The 19,808-nt window shown below is 61.5% G+C and carries 20 protein-coding genes; 7 read left to right on the top strand and 13 right to left on the bottom strand.

From position 1 onward, the window contains the following. Positions 1-53: 53 nt before the first annotated feature. Positions 54-953, top strand: a complete 900-nt coding sequence (locus A7317_RS03005) for a PA4780 family RIO1-like protein kinase (protein WP_024073189.1) — start codon at positions 54-56, stop codon at positions 951-953. A gap of 180 nt (positions 954-1,133) precedes the next feature. On the opposite strand, the gene cueR is transcribed toward A7317_RS03005, so the two are convergent. The 3 genes from cueR to A7317_RS02990 all read right to left on the bottom strand — a co-directional run bounded on the left by cueR (position 1,134) and on the right by A7317_RS02990 (position 4,185). Further along, a complete protein-coding gene (gene cueR / locus A7317_RS03000) occupies positions 1,134-1,535 on the bottom strand; it encodes a Cu(I)-responsive transcriptional regulator (RefSeq protein WP_069077361.1) in 402 nt (133 codons plus the stop codon). Between the two features lie 2 nt (positions 1,536-1,537). Continuing rightward, entirely contained in the window at positions 1,538-3,739 is a 2,202-nt protein-coding gene (locus A7317_RS02995; protein WP_024073191.1) for a heavy metal translocating P-type ATPase, read from the bottom strand. 65 nt (positions 3,740-3,804) lie between these two features. Beyond that, on the bottom strand, positions 3,805-4,185 hold the full coding sequence (locus tag A7317_RS02990) for a hypothetical protein (RefSeq protein WP_024073192.1): 381 nt from the start codon (positions 4,183-4,185) through the stop codon (positions 3,805-3,807). A 147-nt stretch (positions 4,186-4,332) separates the two neighbouring features. Between A7317_RS02990 and A7317_RS02985 the strand changes: the two genes are divergently transcribed. Beyond that, positions 4,333-4,530 carry a heavy-metal-associated domain-containing protein gene (locus A7317_RS02985; protein ID WP_069075180.1) on the top strand — a complete coding sequence of 66 codons (198 nt, stop codon included), beginning with the start codon at positions 4,333-4,335 and terminating at the stop codon, positions 4,528-4,530. 86 nt (positions 4,531-4,616) lie between these two features. Beyond that, on the top strand, positions 4,617-5,810 hold the full coding sequence (locus A7317_RS02980) for a multidrug effflux MFS transporter (RefSeq protein ID WP_024073194.1): 1,194 nt from the start codon (positions 4,617-4,619) through the stop codon (positions 5,808-5,810). Positions 5,811-5,818: 8 nt separating this feature from the next. Here the strand turns inward: A7317_RS02980 and A7317_RS02975 are convergent, their stop codons facing one another. The 3 genes from A7317_RS02975 to A7317_RS02965 all read right to left on the bottom strand — a co-directional run bounded on the left by A7317_RS02975 (position 5,819) and on the right by A7317_RS02965 (position 7,596). After that, positions 5,819-6,001 carry a hypothetical protein gene (locus A7317_RS02975; protein ID WP_024073195.1) on the bottom strand — a complete coding sequence of 61 codons (183 nt, stop codon included), beginning with the start codon at positions 5,999-6,001 and terminating at the stop codon, positions 5,819-5,821. Between the two features lie 145 nt (positions 6,002-6,146). Then, positions 6,147-7,160: a zinc-binding alcohol dehydrogenase family protein gene (locus tag A7317_RS02970; protein WP_069075179.1), complete on the bottom strand. Its 1,014-nt coding sequence runs from the start codon at positions 7,158-7,160 to the stop codon at positions 6,147-6,149. A 142-nt stretch (positions 7,161-7,302) separates the two neighbouring features. Continuing rightward, a complete protein-coding gene (locus A7317_RS02965) occupies positions 7,303-7,596 on the bottom strand; it encodes a putative quinol monooxygenase (protein WP_069075178.1) in 294 nt (97 codons plus the stop codon). 117 nt (positions 7,597-7,713) lie between these two features. On the opposite strand from A7317_RS02965, the gene A7317_RS02960 reads away from it, so the two are divergent. From A7317_RS02960 to A7317_RS02950, 3 genes are all read left to right on the top strand, one after another. Continuing rightward, complete coding sequence (locus tag A7317_RS02960; protein WP_024073198.1) at positions 7,714-8,640, top strand: LysR family transcriptional regulator; 927 nt, start codon at positions 7,714-7,716, stop codon at positions 8,638-8,640. 137 nt (positions 8,641-8,777) lie between these two features. Next, positions 8,778-9,473 (top strand): ArsR/SmtB family transcription factor, encoded by a 696-nt coding sequence (locus A7317_RS02955; protein ID WP_069075177.1) that lies wholly within the window; start codon positions 8,778-8,780, stop codon positions 9,471-9,473. A 116-nt stretch (positions 9,474-9,589) separates the two neighbouring features. After that, on the top strand, positions 9,590-10,960 hold the full coding sequence (locus A7317_RS02950; protein WP_024073200.1) for an MFS transporter: 1,371 nt from the start codon (positions 9,590-9,592) through the stop codon (positions 10,958-10,960). A 75-nt stretch (positions 10,961-11,035) separates the two neighbouring features. Here A7317_RS02950 and A7317_RS02945 read toward each other — a convergent pair whose 3' ends face one another. Then, the gene (locus A7317_RS02945; protein ID WP_024073201.1) at positions 11,036-11,989 is read right to left on the bottom strand and encodes an adenosine deaminase; all 954 of its coding nucleotides are present in this window, start codon (positions 11,987-11,989) and stop codon (positions 11,036-11,038) included. A gap of 193 nt (positions 11,990-12,182) precedes the next feature. On the opposite strand from A7317_RS02945, the gene A7317_RS02940 reads away from it, so the two are divergent. Next, complete coding sequence (locus tag A7317_RS02940) at positions 12,183-13,271, top strand: calcium:proton antiporter (protein ID WP_024073202.1); 1,089 nt, start codon at positions 12,183-12,185, stop codon at positions 13,269-13,271. A 62-nt stretch (positions 13,272-13,333) separates the two neighbouring features. Here the strand turns inward: A7317_RS02940 and A7317_RS02935 are convergent, their stop codons facing one another. From A7317_RS02935 to A7317_RS02910, 6 genes are all read right to left on the bottom strand, one after another. Then, positions 13,334-14,692, bottom strand: a complete 1,359-nt coding sequence (locus tag A7317_RS02935; RefSeq protein ID WP_069075176.1) for an 8-oxoguanine deaminase — start codon at positions 14,690-14,692, stop codon at positions 13,334-13,336. A 184-nt stretch (positions 14,693-14,876) separates the two neighbouring features. After that, entirely contained in the window at positions 14,877-15,563 is a 687-nt protein-coding gene (locus A7317_RS02930; protein ID WP_069075175.1) for an SDR family oxidoreductase, read from the bottom strand. A 388-nt stretch (positions 15,564-15,951) separates the two neighbouring features. Continuing rightward, positions 15,952-16,533: an IMPACT family protein gene (locus A7317_RS02925; RefSeq protein ID WP_069075174.1), complete on the bottom strand. Its 582-nt coding sequence runs from the start codon at positions 16,531-16,533 to the stop codon at positions 15,952-15,954. A gap of 12 nt (positions 16,534-16,545) precedes the next feature. Beyond that, positions 16,546-17,205: a TetR/AcrR family transcriptional regulator gene (locus A7317_RS02920; RefSeq protein WP_024073206.1), complete on the bottom strand. Its 660-nt coding sequence runs from the start codon at positions 17,203-17,205 to the stop codon at positions 16,546-16,548. Between the two features lie 87 nt (positions 17,206-17,292). Beyond that, a complete protein-coding gene (locus tag A7317_RS02915) occupies positions 17,293-18,687 on the bottom strand; it encodes a uracil-xanthine permease family protein (RefSeq protein WP_024073207.1) in 1,395 nt (464 codons plus the stop codon). An 88-nt stretch (positions 18,688-18,775) separates the two neighbouring features. Beyond that, complete coding sequence (locus A7317_RS02910; RefSeq protein ID WP_024073208.1) at positions 18,776-19,696, bottom strand: LysR family transcriptional regulator; 921 nt, start codon at positions 19,694-19,696, stop codon at positions 18,776-18,778. Positions 19,697-19,808 lie beyond the last annotated feature (112 nt).

The raw sequence follows: 19,808 nt of genomic DNA, 5'->3' as shown, positions 1-19,808 counted from the left end.
TATAACGAGTGCCATACGCGTGTTTGGTAATAAAGGACCCACAATAAAAGCTGATGAAGACTCCTAAACGCATTGAACCCCTGATCGAAGACGGTCTGGTCGACGAAGTGCTGCGCCCACTCATGAGTGGTAAAGAAGCAGCTGTTTATGTGGTGCGCTGCGGCAACGAATTGCGTTGCGCCAAGGTTTACAAGGAGGCGAATAAACGAAGTTTTCGTCAGGCGTCCGAATACCAGGAAGGCCGCAAGGTCCGCAACAGCCGGCAGGCCCGGGCCATGGCCAAGGGTTCCAAGTTCGGTAAGAAAGAAACCGAGGACGCCTGGCAGAACGCTGAAGTCGCGGCGTTGTTCCGCCTGGCCGGTGCCGGCGTTCGCGTGCCCAAGCCCTACGACTTCCTCGAAGGCGTGCTGTTGATGGAACTGGTGGCCGACGAGTACGGCGATGCGGCGCCGCGTCTGAATGATGTGGTGCTGGAGCCGGACCAGGCGCGCGAATACCACGCCTTCCTGATTTCCCAGATCGTGCTGATGCTGTGTACCGGCCTGGTGCACGGTGACCTGTCCGAGTTCAACGTACTGCTCACACCTACGGGGCCGGTGATCATCGACCTGCCCCAAGCGGTGGATGCGGCGGGCAACAACCACGCGTTCAACATGCTGGAGCGGGATGTGGGCAACATGGCGTCCTACTTCGGGCGTTTTGCGCCGGAGTTGAAGAAGACCAAGTACGCCAAGGAAATGTGGGCGTTGTATGAAGCCGGCACTTTGCACCCGGCCAGCATCTTGACCGGCGAGTTCGACGAACCGGAAGAGCTGGCGGATGTCGGCGGCGTGATCCGCGAAATCGAAGCAGCGCGGCTGGATGAAGAGCGACGCCAGGCGATTCGGGCGGCGGATGATGCACCGCCAGGCAAAGCGTCGGAAGAGCCTCCGCCGCCGCCTTGGATGCAGTGATCCCCACGCTGTTGTCGATCTAAAAGTGAGGAAGTGATCTTCAAGCAATTGGAGATCTAAAAATGTGGGAGGGGGCTTGCCCCCGATGGCGCCGTGTCAGTCGATACTTGTATTGACTGGTCCACTGCTATCGGGGGCAAGCCCCCTCCCACATTGGTTTTGTGTACACCTTTTACTCCTTCAGGCGCAGCAACTGCCCGACGCCAACTCCTTGAGAATCGGACAATCCGGCCGGTGATCCCCCTGGCAGTGCTCCACCAGGTCCTGCAACGTATCGCGCAGTTGCCCCAGCTCGCGAATCTTCTGGTTCAACTCCTCGATATGCTGGCGCGCCAAGGCTTTCACGTCGGCGCTGGCCCGGTGCCGGTCTTGCCACAGGGCCAGCAACTTGCCGACTTCCTCCAGGGAAAACCCCAGGTCCCGCGAACGCTTGATAAACGCCAGGGTGTGCAACTCGTCGGGGCCGTACACGCGGTAGCCGCTGTCGGTGCGATGGGCGGCTTTCAGCAGGCCGATGGATTCGTAGTAGCGAATCATCTTCGCGCTCAAGCCACTTGAGCGCGCCGCTTGGCCGATGTTCATGCTCATGGGTGCGGGTCCTCCAGATCCTTGGGTTTCCAGGTTTTCAACAGCAGGGCATTGCTTACCACGCTGACGCTGGACAGTGCCATCGCCGCGCCGGCCAATACCGGGTTGAGCAGACCGAACGCCGCCAGGGGAATGCCGATCAAGTTATACACAAAGGCCCAGAACAGGTTCTGGCGGATTTTCGCGTAGGTCTTGCGGCTGATCTCCAGCGCGGCCGGTACCAGGCGTGGATCGCCGCGCATCAGGGTGATGCCGGCTGCGTGCATGGCCACGTCGGTGCCGCCCCCCATGGCGATACCGATATCGGCGGCGGCCAGCGCCGGGGCGTCGTTGATGCCATCGCCGACCATCGCCACCACGCCGGTTTTCTTCAGTTCGGCCACGGTGGCGGCTTTATCGGCGGGGAGCACTTCGGCATGCACATCGTCGATGCCCAGCGCTTGGGCGACCACCTGGGCACTGCCGCGATTGTCGCCGGTGAGCAAATGGCTGCTGATGTGTCGCGCCTTGAGTTGTGTCACCGCCTCCAGCGCGCCGGGCTTGAGGGTGTCACCGAAGGCGAAGAGCCCCAGTACACGCGGTTGCGCGCCTTGTTCGATCAACCAGGACAAGGTACGGCCTTCGGCTTCCCAATGCTTGGCGGAGGCGGCCAGGTCGCCTGCCTCCAAACCGCTTTCCTCCAGCAGGCGCCGGTTGCCCAGGGCCAGTAACCGGCCGTCGAGGGTGCCGGCAATGCCGCGCCCGGTCAGGGATTGGCTGGCGCTGACATCCTCGACCTTCAAGCCTTGCTCGTTGCACGCATCCAGCACGGCCTTGGCCAGGGGGTGTTCGCTGCCGCGTTGCAGGGCGCCGGCCTGTTGCAGCAACAGGGATTGGTTGCCGTCGACCGCCGCCAGGTGCGCGATTTTTGGCGTACCGGAGGTGAGGGTGCCGGTCTTGTCGAATACCACGGCGCTCACGGCATGGGCACGCTCCAAGGCTTCTGCGTCCTTGATCAGGATGCCGTGGCGCGCGGCGACGCCGGTGCCCGCCATGATCGCGGTCGGTGTGGCCAGGCCCAGGGCACATGGGCAGGCGATCACCAGCACCGCGACCGCATTGATGATCGCTGTCTCCAGTGAGGCGCCATACAGCCACCAGCCCAGCAGCGTGATCAACGCCAGTACCAGCACGGTCGGGACGAAGACCTGGCTGACTTTATCCACCAGTTTCTGGATCGGTGCCTTGGCGGCCTGGGCGTCCTCCACCAGGCGGATGATCCGCGCCAGTACGCTCTCTGCGCCGAGGGCCAGGGTACGTACCAGCAAGCGTCCTTCGCCGTTGATGGCGCCGCCGGTGACCTTGTCCCCCGGTTGTTTTGGCACCGGCAGGCTTTCGCCGCTGATCAGGGCTTCATCGGCGTGGCTCTGGCCCTCCACCACTTCACCGTCCACCGGGAAGCGTTCGCCGGGTTTGACCAGCACCAGGTCATTGAGGGTCAGCGCGCTGATGGCGACGTCTTCTTCCTGGCCCTCACGCACCCGGATCGCCCGCTCCGGGCGCAGGGCTTCGAGCGCACGGATGGCGCTGGCGGTCTGGCGTTTGGCACGGCTTTCCAGGTATTTGCCGAGCAGCACCAGGGCGATCACCACCGCCGAGGCTTCGAAATACAGATGGGGCATGCTGCCGGCCGGGGCAGTGAGCCACTCATACAGGCTCAGGCCGTAACCGGCGCTGGTGCCGATGGCCACCAACAGGTCCATATTGCCGGCGCCGGCACGCACGGCTTTCCACGCGGCGATATAAAAACGTGCACCAAAGATGAACTGCACCGGCGTGGCCAGGGCGAACTGCACCCAGGCCGGGAGCATCCAGTGCAGGCCGAAGGGTTGCACCAGCATCGGCACCACCAGGGGCAACGCCAGCACAATAGCCAGCGTCAGCGACCAGCGTTCGCGGTGCAGGCGCTGGGCCTGATCGGCGTCGGTCTTGGTTTCGGTTTGCGGCAGGGAGGCGGTGTAGCCGGCCTTGTCGACGGCGGCGATCAACACGGCGGGGTCCATCTGGCCGAGTACTTCGATATGAGCGCGCTCGTTGGCCAGGTTGACGCTGACACGTTGCACTCCCGGCACCTTGCCCAACGCGCGCTCGACACGCCCAGCGCAGCTGGCGCAGGTCATGCCACCGATGGGCAGGTCAAACGTGGTGGATCCATTCATGGGGCAGTCCTCCTAAGACGTTGCCCCTAGGATCAACCTTGACCTGTGGGGAAGGTCAAGCGCCTTTAATACTCCAATGCCGCGGGCTTGAGGTACATGCCTTCGGGGCCTTGGGCGATGCGCAGCTTGCGCACGTCACCGGCCTTCAGCGTGATGTTCTGCGCGGGTGGCGCCAGCAGGCCAGGCAGGCAACCGGGCGATTGGCCCGGCAGCAACTTCAGGCGCAACGACACATTGCCGGCGGGCAGGTTGAATGAGGTGGACTGTTCCTGAAACAAGCGCCCGGCCAACTGGTCCTGGATGTACAGGCCGATCTCGCAGTTGGTCGGTACTTCCAGGCGTTCGCGGGAAATGATCAGCACTGCATAGTCTTCGGCGGCACTGGCCATGGGCGCAGCGGCAGACAGGCTCATCAGGCCGGCAAGGGCAAAAAACGACCAGCGCATGGCGAATGCTCCGTGGTTCACATCAAAGATAAGTGAAGCTTGGCCGAGGCCGCGCCCGAATACCAGCCCGGCTGATATTTTCAAAACTTGACCTTGCTATCGTGGCAAGGTTGAGACTGGGTCCAACCTCATTCAAGGAGTCATGTCATGCAAATATTCAACGTTCAAGGAATGACCTGCGGCCATTGCGTTCGGGCGGTGACCCAGGCGGTGCAGGGTCAAGACCCGGCGGCCAGTGTGAAGGTCGATCTGGCGGCCAAGAAGGTTGAGGTTGAAAGCCGCCTGCCTGCCGAGCAGATCATCAGCCTGATCGGCGAAGAGGGTTACACAGCCACGCTCGCCTGATTTTCTGATAGTTAGCGAGCTAACGTAATGTTCAAGGCACTCAAGCGCGGCTAGACTGTCGGGCTGCCGACTCACTTGGGTGCCCGATGAACCTGCGAATAATCCTGATTTTGGGTGCCTTGAGCGCCTTTGCGCCGCTGGCGATCGACTTCTACCTGCCCGGTTTTCCGGCGATGGCCACAGCTTTCGCCACCGATGAAAAACATATCCAGCTGACCCTGGCGGTGTATTTCGGGGGGCTGGCGATCGGTCAATTGATCTATGGTCCGCTGGCGGACCGCTTTGGCCGACGTGTGCCGCTGCTCAGCGGCGTGACCCTGTTCACCCTGGCATCCTTTGCCTGTGCCTATGCACCCTCCCTTGAATGGCTGATCGGCGCACGTTTCGTGCAGGCCCTCGGCGGATGTGCGGGCATGGTGATTTCGCGAGCGGTGGTCAGCGATAAATGTGATGCCGTGGGCTCGGCCAAGGTGTATTCGCAATTGATGCTGGTGACCGGCCTGGCGCCGATTCTCGCGCCGTTGGCGGGTGGGGTGATGGTGGGGGTGTGGGGTTGGCAGTCGATTTTCCTGGCCCTGTCGGTGTTCAGCGTGATGGCGGCCATCGCTGTGGCGTTCGGCCTGCCGGAAACCTTCCCGGCCCATCAGCCGCGCCAGCCTTTGTCCGGGTCGCTGCGCCGTTATGGCGCGCTGCTGTCAGACCCGGTTTACCTGGGCTACGCGTTGACCGGGGGGATTTCGATTGCCGGCATGTTCGCCTATATCGCCGGATCGCCGTTCGTATTCATCAAACTCTATGGCGTGCCTGCCGAGCATTACGGCTGGCTGTTCGGCTCCAACGCCGCGGGCTTCATCCTGGTTGCCCAGGTTAACGCGCGCTTGCTGGCCAAGCGCGGCCCGGCGTTTTTGTTGTCGCGCACGGTGTGGGTCTACGTCCTGGCCGCGTTGACCTTGCTCGGTATTGCCGCGTTGCGTACGCAGGCCTTGTGGCCATTGCTGGTGCCGCTGTTTATCTGCATCGCTAGCCTGGGCTGTATTTTGCCCAACACCTCGGCGTGTGCGATGAGCGGGCAGGGCGCTCGGGCGGGGAGCGCCTCGGCGTTGCTCGGCTGCATTCAGTTCGGTGTGGCAGCGGGTGCCGCTTCGTTGGTGGGCGTGCTGCATGACGGCACGGCAATGCCGATGGCCATGGTCATCAGCTTGTGCGGTGTATTGGCCGTGACGATTGCGATGTCGACCCAGCGCCTGCAACGGGCCAGGGCCGTGCAGGCGCAGGACTGAGGTACGGATCAGCCAGCGGCGGAGCGTTGCTGGCCGAGCGGAAAGCGATGGGGGGCCTGGATGCGGGCTTGCAGGGTGTCGGCAAAGGCGCGGGCCTCGGCTTCACTGCGGAAGGTGAAAGCGTCGCCGTCGAGACGGACCTGCCATTTATTGCCCGGGGATTTTGCTAACGCTTTTATCAGGATCTTCATTGCTGACTTCCTCATGTAAAAGAATCGTGGCAAAGGCGGCCAATATAAACCCGAACACGTTCACAAATATGACAAAAGTCAACTCTCTGACTAGCGGTGTCGTCCGTTCCTCGCAGGAAGAACGGGCGACACCGACAGACCGGTCTTAGAACCCTTCCAGCACGATCTTGCCCTTGGCCTTGCCGCTTTCCAGCAGCGCATGGGCGCGGCGCAGGTTCTCGGCGTTGATCACACCGAAGTGCTCGCCCACCGTGGTTTTCAGGGTGCCGTCATCGATCAGCGCGGCCACGCGGTTGAGCAGGTTGTGCTGCTCGATCATGTCCGGCGTCTCGAACATCGAGCGGGTGTACATGAATTCCCAGTGCAGCGACAGGCTCTTGCGCTTGAGCTTGCTCACGTCCAGCGCCTTGGGGTCGTCGATCAGTGCCAGCTTGCCCTGGGGCTGCAAGGCTTCCACCAGTTGATCCAGGTGATGGTCGGTCTGGGTCAGGCTGGCGACGTGGGTGACTTGCGGGTGGCCGGCTGCTTTCAGCGCTTCGCTCAGGGGTTGGCTATGGTCGATCACCAGGTCGGCGCCGAGGGCCTTGGTCCACGCTTGGGTTTGCGGGCGTGACGCGGTGCCGATGACTTTCAATGCGGTGAGCTGGCTGGCCAACTGAGTCAGGATCGAACCTACGCCGCCGGCCGCGCCGACGATCAGCAGGCTCTGGCCTTCGTCTTCTTTACCTTCACGCACTTGCAGGCGTTCGAACAACAGTTCCCAGGCGGTGATGGCGGTCAGCGGCAGCGCAGCAGCCTCGGCATAACCCAGGCTCTTGGGCATATGGCCGACGATGCGCTCGTCCACGGTGTGCAGCTCGCTGTTGCCGCCCGGGCGAACCAGGGAGCCGGCGTAGAACACCTTGTCGCCGGCCTTGAACAGCGTCACGTCGCTGCCGACCGCCTTGACCACGCCAGCCACGTCCCAACCGAGCACTTTGGCGGCGCCGTTTTCCGGGGCGACGTTCTGGCGCACCTTGGTGTCCACCGGGTTGACCGAGATGGCTTTGACCTCCACCAGCAGTTCGCGCGGGCCGGCGATGGGCGCCGGCAGCTCGATGTCTTGCAGGGACTTGGGGTCGTTGATTGGCAGTGAGGCGTAGTAGGCAATGGCTTTCATGGGGGGCTCCAGAAGTTGGGGATTGACTGTAGGAGTGAGCCTGCTCGGGGAAAACGCATAGGCGCCGTGCTGAACCAGAAGCGCTGCGTCATCGTTTACGATTTTCGCGAGCACGCTCGCTCCTACAAAAAAAGCAGAGTGATCAGGCGAGAAATTTCAGGCGCTTGAGTTCGAAGTGCTCGAGCACATCAGCGGCCTTGGCGCGGAAGCTCTGGATATGGGCGCTTTGGTCGTGGGCGGCGAGTGCTGCATCGTTGCTCCAGCGTTCGAGCATGTAGAAGGTCTCGGGGTGTTGCAGGTCCTGATGCAGGTCGTACTGCTCGCACCCGGCTTCCAGGCGGGTCGGTTCCAACAGGCCACGCAGCAGGGGTTCCAGGGTGTCTTGTTGGCCGGGTTTGGCGATCAGCGTGGCGATGACGTTAAAGGCAGCGGACATATTCGACTCCTGACACGGGATGAATGAGATGCACCGATCATTGGCTATTTCAGGCGAAGATAAAAGCGGCTAAAACAGCAGTCTGTTTCAATAATATTTTGATAATGGATGGGTTGAATGCTGCGTTTCGATGATTTGCAGTTGTTTGTTCGGGCGGCGGACTTGGGCAGTTTGTCGGCGGCGGCGCGGGTCATGGACCTGTCGCCCGCGGTGGCCAGTGCCGCCTTGAAGCGAATTGAACAACAACTGGGCGCGCGGTTGCTGGCGCGCTCCACCCGCAGCCTGCGCCTGACCGCCGAAGGGGAAGGCTTCCTGGAATATGCACGTGCGGCGCTGGGGTCGTTGGATGAAGGGCGCCGCTTGCTCGCCAGCGGCCAGGACCATGTCAGCGGCGTGTTGCAGCTGTCAGCCCCGTCGGATTTTGGTCGCAACCAGCTGTTGCCGTGGCTCGACGAGTTCCAGCGTGAGTACCCGCAGTTGACGGTGCGCCTGTTGCTGGGCGATCGGATCGCCGACCTGTTCCGTCAACCGGTGGACATCGCCCTGCGCTACGGCGAGCCGGAGGACTCCAGCCTGATCGCGTTGCCTGTCGCACCGGACAATCTGCGTGTGCTGTGTGCGGCGCCCAGCTACCTCGCGCGGATGGGGGCGCCGCGTCACCTGGAGCAACTGGCCCAGCACAATTGCCTGTTGTACATGCTCGGCAGTCGCGTCCATGACCATTGGAGTTTCCACGACGGCAAACGCGAAGTCAGCCTGACGGTCAGCGGTGACCGCTTCAGTGATGACGCTGATGTGGTGCGACGTTGGGCGGTGGCGGGTGTAGGCATTGCCTACAAGTCCTGGCTGGATGTGAGCACCGATGTACTGGCTGGGCGCTTGCGCGTGATCCTGCCGGAGCTGCGCGGCGAACGTACGCCGCTCAATCTGCTGTGCGCGCACCGCGCGCAGTTGAGCAAGCCCATCAACCTGCTGCGGGAAATGCTCGTGTCCCGCTGTGCGAAATTGACAGCACAAAGGTTGGAGCTATTGACCTCTGGGTAATTGCCTCCAGCAAAGCAGGAAACTTCACTCAGGTCCTGTCCTGTTCTGAGCTGTCGGACGCCGCGGAACCGGCTGTTTGCGCACCTATACTTTGGCGCCAACCGCAGCAGACATATGATTTAACAGGGAGTGAAACGATGGAACAGGCACCTTGCATCAGTCAGATCGCCAGCTTGCTCGCCGAGCCCAAACGCACCGCAATGCTCTGGGCGTTGATGGACGGATCGACCAAGTCTGCGGATGAGTTGGCGACACTCGCCGGGCTGTCACCGGCGTCGGCCAATGCGCACCTGGCGCGCCTGGCCGGCAGCGGCTTGCTGCGGGTCGAGGCGCGTCGCGGCAAACGGCTGTTTCGCGTGGCCGCCGCCGATGTCACCACCGCCATCGATGCCCTGGCCAGTACCACCATGGCCAGTGCGGTGCGTACTACGCCGAACGCATTACCGGTGGCACTGGTGGCGCCACCGTTGTTGCGCCGCGCACGGTTGTGCCATGGCCACCTGGGCGGTGAACTGGCGGCGGCGTTGTATCAACGGATGCTGGCGGCAGGGTGGATCGAGCGTCACGAGCAGCGTATCGAGGTGACCGTTAAAGGCGCGCAGCACCTGGCGGACCTGGGCATTTTCACCCAGGCCCTGGCGTCTCCGCTGGTCTGCGACTGTTTCGACTGGAGCCAGCAGCAACCCCACCTTGGGGGCGCGTTGGGGGCGGGGCTATTGCAACTGTTCATGCAGTCGAACTGGATCAACGCGCTCAATGATTCCCTGACGTTGCTGGTGAGCGATACCGGCTTGGTGGAAATCACCCGTTTGGCTGCCTCCCACGGGCACTAGTTTCGGTTTGCGCGGTAGCAGGGTCGTTCAGAGTTTCGGTCAGGTCGCATCCAGCAATAATCGGGAAAAACGATGCCGCACACTCGCTGAGGGGATTTCCACACAGGGGGTGCGGCATGGGTAAGCAAGGCTATAGCGCGGCAGAGCGATTGGAACGGTTGCCCATCAGTGGCTACCACCGAGTCATCTTTATCATCATCGCCCTGGCGTTTTTCTTCGACTCCATGGACCTGGCGATGATGACTTTCCTTCTAGGCTCGATCAAAGCCGAGTTCGGCCTGAGCACGGCACAGGCCGGCTTGCTCGCCAGTTCGAGTTTCTTCGGCATGGTGGTGGGCGCTTCGTTGTCCGGGATGCTTGCGGATCGTTTCGGGCGCAAGCCGGTATTCCAGTGGAGCATCGTGTTGTGGGGCATTGCCAGCTACCTGTGTTCCACCGCGCAGACGGTGGAGACGCTGACGTTGTTTCGCATCCTGCTGGGCATAGGCATGGGCATGGAGTTTCCCATCGCGCAGTCGATGCTCTCGGAGCTGATTCCGGCCAAACGGCGCGGGCGCTATATCGCCTTGATGGATGGGTTCTGGCCGTTGGGCTTTGTGGCGGCGGGCGTGCTGAGTTATTTCTTGTTGCCGGTGATTGGCTGGCGCGACATCTTCCTGGTGCTGGCCGTGCCGGCGGTCTTCGTGTTGGCGATCCGGTTTTTTATCCCGGAGTCACCGCGCTGGCTGGAGCAGGCCGGGCGAACTGAGGCGGCAGACAAGGTGCTGTTGGGCATCGAGCAAAAGGTGCGTGACTCCCTGGGCCGTGCTGACTTGCCGCAGCCCATCCGCCTGCCACGGGTGGAGAGCGCGCCGGGGAATTTTTTCTCGGCGTTTCAGCAATTGTGGTCGGCGCAGTACCGCCAACGCACGATGATGATCTGGAGCGTGTGGTTCTTTGCCTTGCTCGGCTTCTACGGGTTGACCTCGTGGTTGAGTGCGCTGTTGCAGCAGTCGGGTTTTGCCGTGACCCAGTCGGTGTACTACACCGTGATCATTTCCCTGGGCGGGATCCCCGGCTTCTTGATGGCGGCTTGGCTGGTGGAGCGTTGGGGGCGCAAGCCGGTGTGCGTCGTGACATTGCTGGGCGGCGGGGTGATGGCGTTCCTGTATGGGCAGAGCGCGGTGTTTGGCGGCAACGTCGGCCTGCTGATTACGTCAGGACTGTTGATGCAGTTCTTCCTGTTTGGCATGTGGGCGGTGTTGTACACCTACACGCCGGAACTGTATCCCACCTCGGCGCGCGCGACGGGTTCCGGGTTTGCATCGGCAATTGGCCGGGTCGGGTCGTTGCTGGGGCCGTTGGTGACGGGGTTGGTATTCCCGATCACCGGCCAGGGCGGGGTGTTTGCCTTGGGGGCGCTGTGTTTTGCGGTGGCCGCACTGGTGGTATGGGTGTTCGGGATGGAAACGAAGGGCAAGACGCTTGAGGAACTCGCCGAAATCTAAAGCGCAACACGCAACCACTGTGGGAGGAGCGGTGCCCCTCCCACATCCAGCCTGCATTCATCCAGTGAGTGCGGGTTACGGTTTGACCAGTCGCGCATCCAGGCTGTTTTGCGCCAGGCGTTTGGCCTGGTCCTGGGTCATGCCCAGGGAGGTGTACAGCGCGTGGAAGTTCTCGGTGACATAGCCGCCGAAATACGCCGGGTCGTCCGAGTTCACCGTCACCTTCACGCCACGTTCGAGCATCTCGAGGATGTTGTGCTGGGCCATGTCGTCGAACACGCAGAGCTTGGTGTTGGACAGCGGGCATACGGTCAGCGGGATCTGCTCGTCGATGATGCGCTGCATCAGACGTTCGTCTTCGATGGCGCGCACGCCATGGTCGATGCGCTGGATTTTCAGCAAGTCGATGGCTTCCCAGATGTACTCCGGCGGGCCTTCTTCGCCGGCGTGGGCCACCGTGAGGAAGCCTTCGTGGCGAGCGCGGTCGAACACGCGCTGGAACTTGCTCGGCGGGTGTCCCATTTCCGAACTGTCCAGGCCGACGGCCACGAACGCATCGCGGAACGGCAGGGCCTGGTCGAGGGTTTTCTCGGCTTCGGCTTCGCTCAAGTGGCGCAGGAAGCTGAGGATCAAACCACTGGTGATGCCCAATTGTTGCTCGCCATCTTTAAGCGCCGCGGCGATGCCGTTGAGCACCACTTCGAACGGCACACCACGGTCGGTGTGGGTCTGCGGGTCGAAGAAAGGTTCGGTGTGAATCACGTTCTGCGCCTTGCAACGCAGCAGGTAGGCCCAGGTCAGGTCGTAGAAATCCTGGGACGTGCGCAACACGTCGGCGCCCTTGTAATACAGGTCGAGAAACTCTTGCAGGTTGTTGAAGGCATAGGCCTTGCGCAGGGTTTCGACGTCGTTCCACGGCAGCGCAATCTTGTTGCGTTCGGCCAGGGCGAACAGCAACTCCGGCTCCAGCGAGCCTTCCAGGTGCAGGTGCAATTCAGCCTTGGGCAGGGCGTTGAGCCAATCGTACATTTCTAAAATCTCATCAGGTGCAATGGCGGCATTCTACAGGCCATAGCTGAAATAATCGGCAAAACCTGACCAGCAGGAGTGTATTGGTTTGATTCACGCAAGGGCGACGTGAACTAAGGTGTAACGAAACGTTAGCGGCTTGGCGCAGTCTGTACCCCATCAATGACTGATCTGCCGCACTAAAAGGCCCGGAATGCTCACATCCCTCAAGCAAGAAAAATTCATGCTGCTGGCGCTGATTGCCGCCATCGCCGCCTATCCGCTGGAGCACTGGATGCTCCACAGCGGGCAAATGGTCGCGCTGCTGGCCGGCCTGGTGCTGATCGGCTTTATCGTGGTCGCCTCCATGCGCGTTGCCCACCATGCCGAGCAACTGGCGGAAAAGGTGGGCGACCCCTACGGCACCATGATCCTGACCCTGGCCGCCGTGCTGGTGGAAGTGGTGATCCTGGCGATCATGATGAGTAACGAACCGTCCCCCACGCTGGTGCGCGACACCATCTATTCGGCGGTGATGCTCGACATCAACGGCATCCTCGGCCTGGCCGCGCTGATGGGCGGGATCAAGCACGGCGAACAGTCCTACAACGATGATTCGGCGCGGACCTACAGCGTGATGATCCTCACTGCCATGGGCGTGTCGATGGTGGTGCCGGAGTTTATCCCTGAGGCGGACTGGAAAATTTACTCTGCATTCACCATCGGCGCGATGGTGGTGCTGTACACCTTGTTCCTGCGCATGCAGGTGGGCCCGCACAGTTACTTCTTCAGCTACAGCTACCCGGAAAAGCGTCGCAAGCAATTGCCGGAGGAAGAGGCGCCGCCGGTGAACCTGGCGTTCTCCATCGGCACCCTGGTGTTTGGCGTGATTGTGATCGGTGCGCTGGCCGAGGTGATGTCCAAGACGCTCGACCTCGGCCTGGAAGGCACGGGCGCTCCGCCGGTGGTCACGGCGATCGTGGTCGCCGCTATCTCGGCGGCACCGGAAATTCTGACGGCGTTGCGGGCCGCGTTGGCCAACCGCATGCAGTCGGTGGTGAATATTGCGCTGGGGGCATCGTTGTCGACGGTGATCCTGACGGTGCCCGTGATGGAGGCCATGGCGCTCTACACCGGGCAGCCGTTCCAGATGGCGATGACGCCGGTGCAAACGGTGATGGTGCTGATCACGCTGATCGTCAGCGCGATCAACCTCAACGATGGCGAAACCAACGCCATCGAAGGGATGACCCATTTTGTGTTGTTTGCGACGTTTATCATGTTGTCGATGTTGGGCTTGTAAGCACCGCGCAATCCAATGTGGGAGGGAGCAAGCTCCCTCCCACATTCTGACCTGTGTTTGACTTAGGTTCCGGCGATTAGCCGCCGCGCCGCCTGGCTGTGATCGGCGATCAAGCCTTTCAGGTCCAGGCCTTCGACCTGTCCGTCGATCACCCGCCATTTGCCGGCGATCATTACCCGGTCCGCGCGGTCGGCGCCGCACAACAGCAGCGCTGAAATCGGATCGTGGCTGCCGGAGAAGCGCAGCTCATCCAGTTTGAACAGCGCGAGGTCGGCCTGTTTGCCCACGGCCAATTCACCGATGTCCGTACGGCCCAGCAGGTGTGCCGACCCTTTGGTCGCCCAGCCCAGCACGCCCTCGGGTGTGATTTTTTGCGCGCCGTATCGCAGGCGCTGGATGTACAGCGCCTGGCGAGTTTCGAGGATCATGTTCGAGGCATCGTTGGAGGCCGAGCCGTCTACGCCCAGGCCGATGGGCACGCCGGCCGCGAGCAGGTCGAGGGTCGGGCAAATACCGGAAGCCAGGCGCATGTTCGAACTCGGGCAGTGGCAGACCCCGGTGCCGGCGGCACCCAGGCGCGCGATTTCGTCCGGGTTGAAATGAATGCCATGTGCCAGCCACGTGCGCGGCCCGAGCCAGCCGACGCTGTCGAGGTAATCCACGGTGCGCAGGCCGAAGCGCTGCAGGCAGAAATCTTCCTCGTCGAGGGTTTCCGCCAGGTGAGTGTGCAGGCGTACATCGAGGCTCTCGGCCAGTTCGGCGCTGGCGCGCATGATCTCCGGGGTGACGGAAAACGGTGAGCAGGGCGCGAGGGCGATCTGGATCTGCGCGCCCTCGCCGCGTTCGTGGTACTGGCGGATCAGGCGTTGGCTGTCGTCCAGGATGACAGAGCCTTCTTGCACCGTCTGTTGCGGCGGCAGGCCACCGTCGGCTTCGCCCAGGCTCATGGAACCGCGGGTGAGCATGGCGCGCATACCCAGTTCGCACACCGTTTCGACTTGCACGTCGATGGCATTTTCCAGGCCGTCGGGGAACAGGTAGTGGTGGTCAGCCGCCGTGGTGCAGCCTGAAAGCAGTAACTCCGCCAGCGCAACTTTGGACGCGAGGGCGAGATTTTCCGGGGTCAGTCGCGCCCATACCGGATACAAGGTCTTCAGCCATGGAAACAGCGGCTGGTTGACCACCGGCGCCCAGGCACGGGTCAGGGTTTGATAGAAGTGATGATGGGTGTTGATCAACCCTGGAAGAACCACATGCTCGCGGGCATCGAATACTTGTGCACAGGGCTGCGCAGGTGCTTGCCCTATGCCCAGCACTTCGGTGATCACACCGTCTTGCAGCACCAGGCCGCCACGGGCATCGAGGCCATTGGCAGTGAAAATCGCGCGGGGGTTTTTTAACCAGGTACGGGTCGCAGGCATTGGCCGGCTCCTCTGAATGATGGGTTCAGGTTTGCCAGCTCAGTGTTGCCCTGTCTGCTGATCCAGGGTCGCCGGGGAGGGCGAGGTGGGTAGATTACGTGTAGTTCTGGATCTGGTCTAGCTGTAGGAAAGCGCGGCTTTCGAGTTCATCGCGAGCCAGCGCGCTCCCCCCTTTGATCGCGGCTTACCAAGGAATGGTGTGGCCCCGGTAGTCCACAAAGTGATGGCCGCCTTTGCCGGTGTAGGCATTCACCTGATCGACCAGGCCACGTACGCTGGTGGCGACATCGATGTGCGCGTTTTCGCCGCCCATTTCGGTTTTTACCCAGCCTGGGTGCAGGGACAGCACGGTCAATTTATGATCGCCGAGTTGGGTGATAAAGCTGTTGGTCATCGAGTTGAGTGCGGCCTTGCTGGCTTTGTACAACGCCAGGTCCGAACCATCGGGAATGGTGACGCTGCCCAGCACCGAACTCATGAAGGCCAGCACGCCACTGTCCTTGCGGATCTGTCCGACAAAGCGCTGGGCCAGGTTGATCGGCGCCACGGCGTTAGTGAAAAACAGCTGGCCGACTTCCGCCAGGGTGGCGTGGCCGGGCTCCTGGTTCGCGGGGCCCTTGACGCCGGCGTTGACGAACAGCAGGTCGAAGGTGCGGTCCTTGAGGCGCTGGCTCAGGGCAATCACGGCTTGCTGATCGTCCATGTCGAGTTTCTCGATCTGAACCGGGCCAACGGCTTTCAGTGCATCGGCCTTGTTCGGGTCACGCACGGTGGCGGTCACGTCCCAGCCGTCCTGGAGCAGTTGCTGGACCAGGCCAAGACCCAGCCCGCGAGAGGCGCCGATGATCAGTGCGGTTTTTGGCGTAGACATGAAGAGCTTCCTTTTCAGACGCGATTCAGGGAATTCAGCGCACCACCTTACCGCAGGCGTCGAAAAAAAGGAGCGGGCCTTGCTGATCAAAAAACGTACAGTTTGCGCCGAGCATTGCACGGCGTGCGACCTGTGTACTCTTGCACGGGTTATCCACAGCTTGCTCCACAGTTATTGTGCGCAAGCCACGGCTGTGGATATAAGCGCTGCGCTCCTTTGTTCTAAAGGCCATAAGCAGCCTAACTGACTGTTTTGGAGTGAGATTGGCTTGGGGACCGGCTAGCTTGAACAAAAACTGATCAATGCCCGCAAACCCTTGTGACAGAGGGGTTACAGACGAATGTGCTCAGCTTATCCACAGGCAGGTGCACAGTAGATGTGGGCAGTTTCAGCGTTGCAGCAGGATGCGCCCACGGCTTAAGTCGGCGAGCTGGATTTGCAGGGTCTCGATCTGCAGTTCGCCCAGGGCCAGTTGCAATTCCACGCCATTGGCGGTGAAGGTTTCCTCCACGACCAAGCCGCCGAGTTCGGCGACGCGCAGCTTGACCAGGTTCAGTTCGGAGAATCCGCAGACGCAACTGAGCGGTACCCGGCTGATCAATTCAATACGTTCGGCCGTTTGCAGGCATTTATTCGCGCCGCCGCCGTAGGCACGGGCCAATCCACCAGTGCCCAACTGGATGCCGCCATACCAACGAATCACCAGCACCACGACCTGATCAAAACCTTGGGCTTCAATCGCCGCCAGGATCGGCCGGCCCGCCGTACCGCCGGGTTCGCCGTCGTCGTTGCTGCGGTACTGATCGGCCAGCTTCCAGGCCCAGCAGTTGTGTGTGGCGTTCAGGTCGCTGTGCTGCTCGATAAACCCTTGGGCTTCTTGTGGGCTGGTGATCGGTGCGGCCAGGGTGATGAAGCGGCTTTTGCGTATTTCTTCACGAAATTCGCAAAGGCCGGTAAGCGTGAAAGGCATAAGTTTCGTCGTCTAGAAGGCAGGCTTGATGCCACAGCCTTTGAGAATGATGTGGATCAGGTTGGTGCCGGCGTCTTCCATATCCTGCTTGGTCAGTTTGGTGCGACCGGTGACGCGGCAGATCTGGGTGGCGAAGTCGGCGTAGTGCTGGGTGCTGCCCCACAGCAGGAAGATCAGGTGCACGGGGTCGATGGGGTCCATCTTGCCGGCGTCGATCCAGGCCTGGAATACCGCGGCCCGGCCGCTGAACCAGGCGCGGTAGTCCTGGCTGAAATATTCGGTCAGGCATTCGCCGCCGCTGATGATCTCCATGGCGAAGATGCGTGAGGCCTGCGGCTGGCGCCGCGAGAATTCCATCTTGGTGCGGATGTAGCGCGTGAGTGCCACCGCAGGGTCGTCCTCGGCGGTCAGCGCGTTGAAGGTGCTGTCCCACAGTTCGAGGATATTGCTGAGCACCGCGATATACAGGCCCAGCTTGTTGGTGAAGTAGTAGTGCAAGTTGGCTTTCGGCAACCCGGCACTGGCAGCAATGGTGTTCATGCTGGTGCCCTTGTAGCCATGGCGCGCGAATTCATCTTCAGCCGCTTGAAGAATCGCTTGTTCGTTCTTTTGCCGAATACGGCTGGCGGGCTTCCCGGCGGGGTTGCTGTGGGCAGGAACTTCGAGGCTCATGGAGGTTTCCGTGCTGATCGATAGAGACGACGTGTGCACAGATAACCCACCCTCAAGCCTCAGACAAGTCCTGATGCAATAAAAGCGTCAAAGCGGTTCCAGAGTGTCGCTTTCTGGCCCGTGGTTTGCGGCAGCGGTGCCCGCCTTGGCTTCCGGCAGCAGCAGGCACAACACGATGGCCGTCAGCCCGCCGCTGGTGATGGCCGAGTCGAACAGGTTTTGCACCAGGGTTGGCATCAAGTGCAGCAGGTTGGGTTGGGCGGCAATGCCCAGGCCCACGCCAAAGGAGGTGGCGATGATCAGCATGCTGCGTCGGTCCAGCGGTGCCTGCGCCAGGATGCGCACGCCGGCCGCTGCCACGCTGCCAAACATCACCAGGGTTGCACCACCCAATACCGGCTTGGGGATCTGCTGCAGTACCGCGCCGATCAGCGGAAACAGGCCGAGGCAAAACAACACGACACCGATGTATAAGCCAACGTAACGGCTGGCGACGCCGGTGAGTTGGATCACGCCATTGTTCTGGGCGAAGGTCGTGTTGGGGAACGCACTGAACGTCGCGGCGATCATGCAACTGACGCCGTCCCCCAGCACGCCACCTTTGAGCCGGCCTATATAGGAAGGCCCGCTGATGGGCTGGCGGGCGATCATGCAATTGGCGGTAAGGTCGCCCACGGTTTCGATGCTGCTGATCAGATAAATCAGCGCGATCGGCAGGAAGGCGCTCCAGTCGAAGTTGAAACCGAAACGGAACGGCATCGGCACGCTGATCAAGGGCAGGTCGGGCAGGGCTTGGGGCACCAGCTTGCCGCTGAACCAGGCGGCTATGCTGCCAAGGGCCAGGCCGATGATGATCGCCGAGAGGCGCACCCATGGGGTATTCGAGCGGTTGAGCAGGATAATGGTCAATACCACGAACAGGCCCAGCGCCAGGTTGGTGGGCGCGCCGAAATCGGGGGCGTTGAAGCCGCCGCCCAGGTCGGTGATCCCAACCTTGATCAGGCTGATGCCGATCAGGGTGATGACAATCCCGGTGACCAGCGGCGTGATTACTCGACGCAATTGACCGATAAATCGGCTCAGTACGATCTGGACGGCTGCGCCGAAAAAGCACACACCGAAGATCATCGCCATGATGTCTTCCGGGCTACCGCCGCGTTGCTTCACGAGGAACCCGGCCGACAACACCGCGCCCAGAAACGCAAAGCTGGTGCCTTGCAGGCAGATCATGCCGGCGCCGATGCCAAATGGCCTGCGTGCCTGGATGAATGTGCCGACACCGGACACCATCAGCGCCATGCTGATCAGGTAGGGCAGGTGGGCGGTGAGGCCCAGGGTGGAGCCGATGATCAGCGGCGGAGTGATGATACCGACGAAGGCCGCCAGTACATGTTGCAGGGCGGCCAATATCGCCGCTAAGGGTTTTGGGCGGTCATTGAGGCCGTAGATCAGGTCACTGGGGCTGGAAGATTCTGGTGGCATGGCGGGCAAACTCGAGGCGGACAGTTCTAGGTCCCAGTGCCCTTGCAAAAAGCTGTCCAGTTGCTCAGCTTTTTGTGTGGAGCCCGAATTACCGTGTTGCCGCCAGACTTTCCAGGAAGCTTTCCAGCACCAAATGGGGGCGACGGCCTTTGCGCGTGACCGAAGCCAGGCTCAAATCGTAAAAGCGTGTAGCCGATTTCAACGCGCGTAGTCGGCCTTGTTGCACCCAGAGGCTGGCGTAGTGGTCGGGCAGGTAGCCGATATAGCGGCCGGTCAGGATCAGGAACGCCATGCCTTCGCGGTCCGAAGCGCTGGCAGTGCAATTGAGTGCCTGGTAGTGGGCCTGGATCTCGGCGGGCAGGCGAAAGGTGGGGGCGATGGCGTCCTGGGTGTTGATACGTTCGTCGTCCAGTTGCTTGTCGTCGGCATAAAACAGGGGATGGCCAACCGCGCAGTAGAGCAGTGAGCGTTCGCTGTACAGCGGTTGGTATTCCAGGCCGGACAATGCACTGGCCTGGGGCACCACACCGACATGCAGGCGCCCGTCGAGTACGCCTTGTTCCACTTCATTGGGCGCGATCATGCGGATCTGGATTTGCACGTCCGGACCGCGCTCCTTCAACTGCGCCAGGGCGTGAGTGATGCGCATGTGGGGCAGGGTGACCAGGTTGTCGGTGAGGCCAATGATCAACTCGCCGCGCAAATGCTGGTGCAGGCCGTTGACCTCGGTGCGAAAGCTTTCCAGGGCACTTAACAGTTGCAGGGCCGATTGGTAGACCTCGCGGCCTTCTTCGGTCAGGGAGAAACCGGCGCGCCCGCGTTGGCACAGCCTTAACCCGAGGCGTTGCTCCAGGTCGCTCATTTGCTGGCTGATGGCCGAGCGCCCGATGCCCAGCACGGTTTCCGCCGCCGAGAAGCCACCGCATTCCACCACGCTGCGGAAGATACGCAGCAGGCGAATATCGAAGTCACTGACTTGAGCCAGGGGATCGGGTCGGCGACTGCTCATAGTTTAGTGAATCCCTGACTGAAGGTTAGAAGAGTTGAATTTCACCGACTTTATCCCCGTGGCAATTTAGCTGCAACAACGCTTTTTCAATCCCGACGCTGCCTGTTGCCCT

The sequence above is a fragment of the Pseudomonas fluorescens genome, from assembly GCF_001708445.1.
GTDB classification, from domain to species: domain Bacteria; phylum Pseudomonadota; class Gammaproteobacteria; order Pseudomonadales; family Pseudomonadaceae; genus Aquipseudomonas; species Aquipseudomonas gorinensis.
This window is presented reverse-complemented; position numbering and strand designations above follow the sequence as displayed.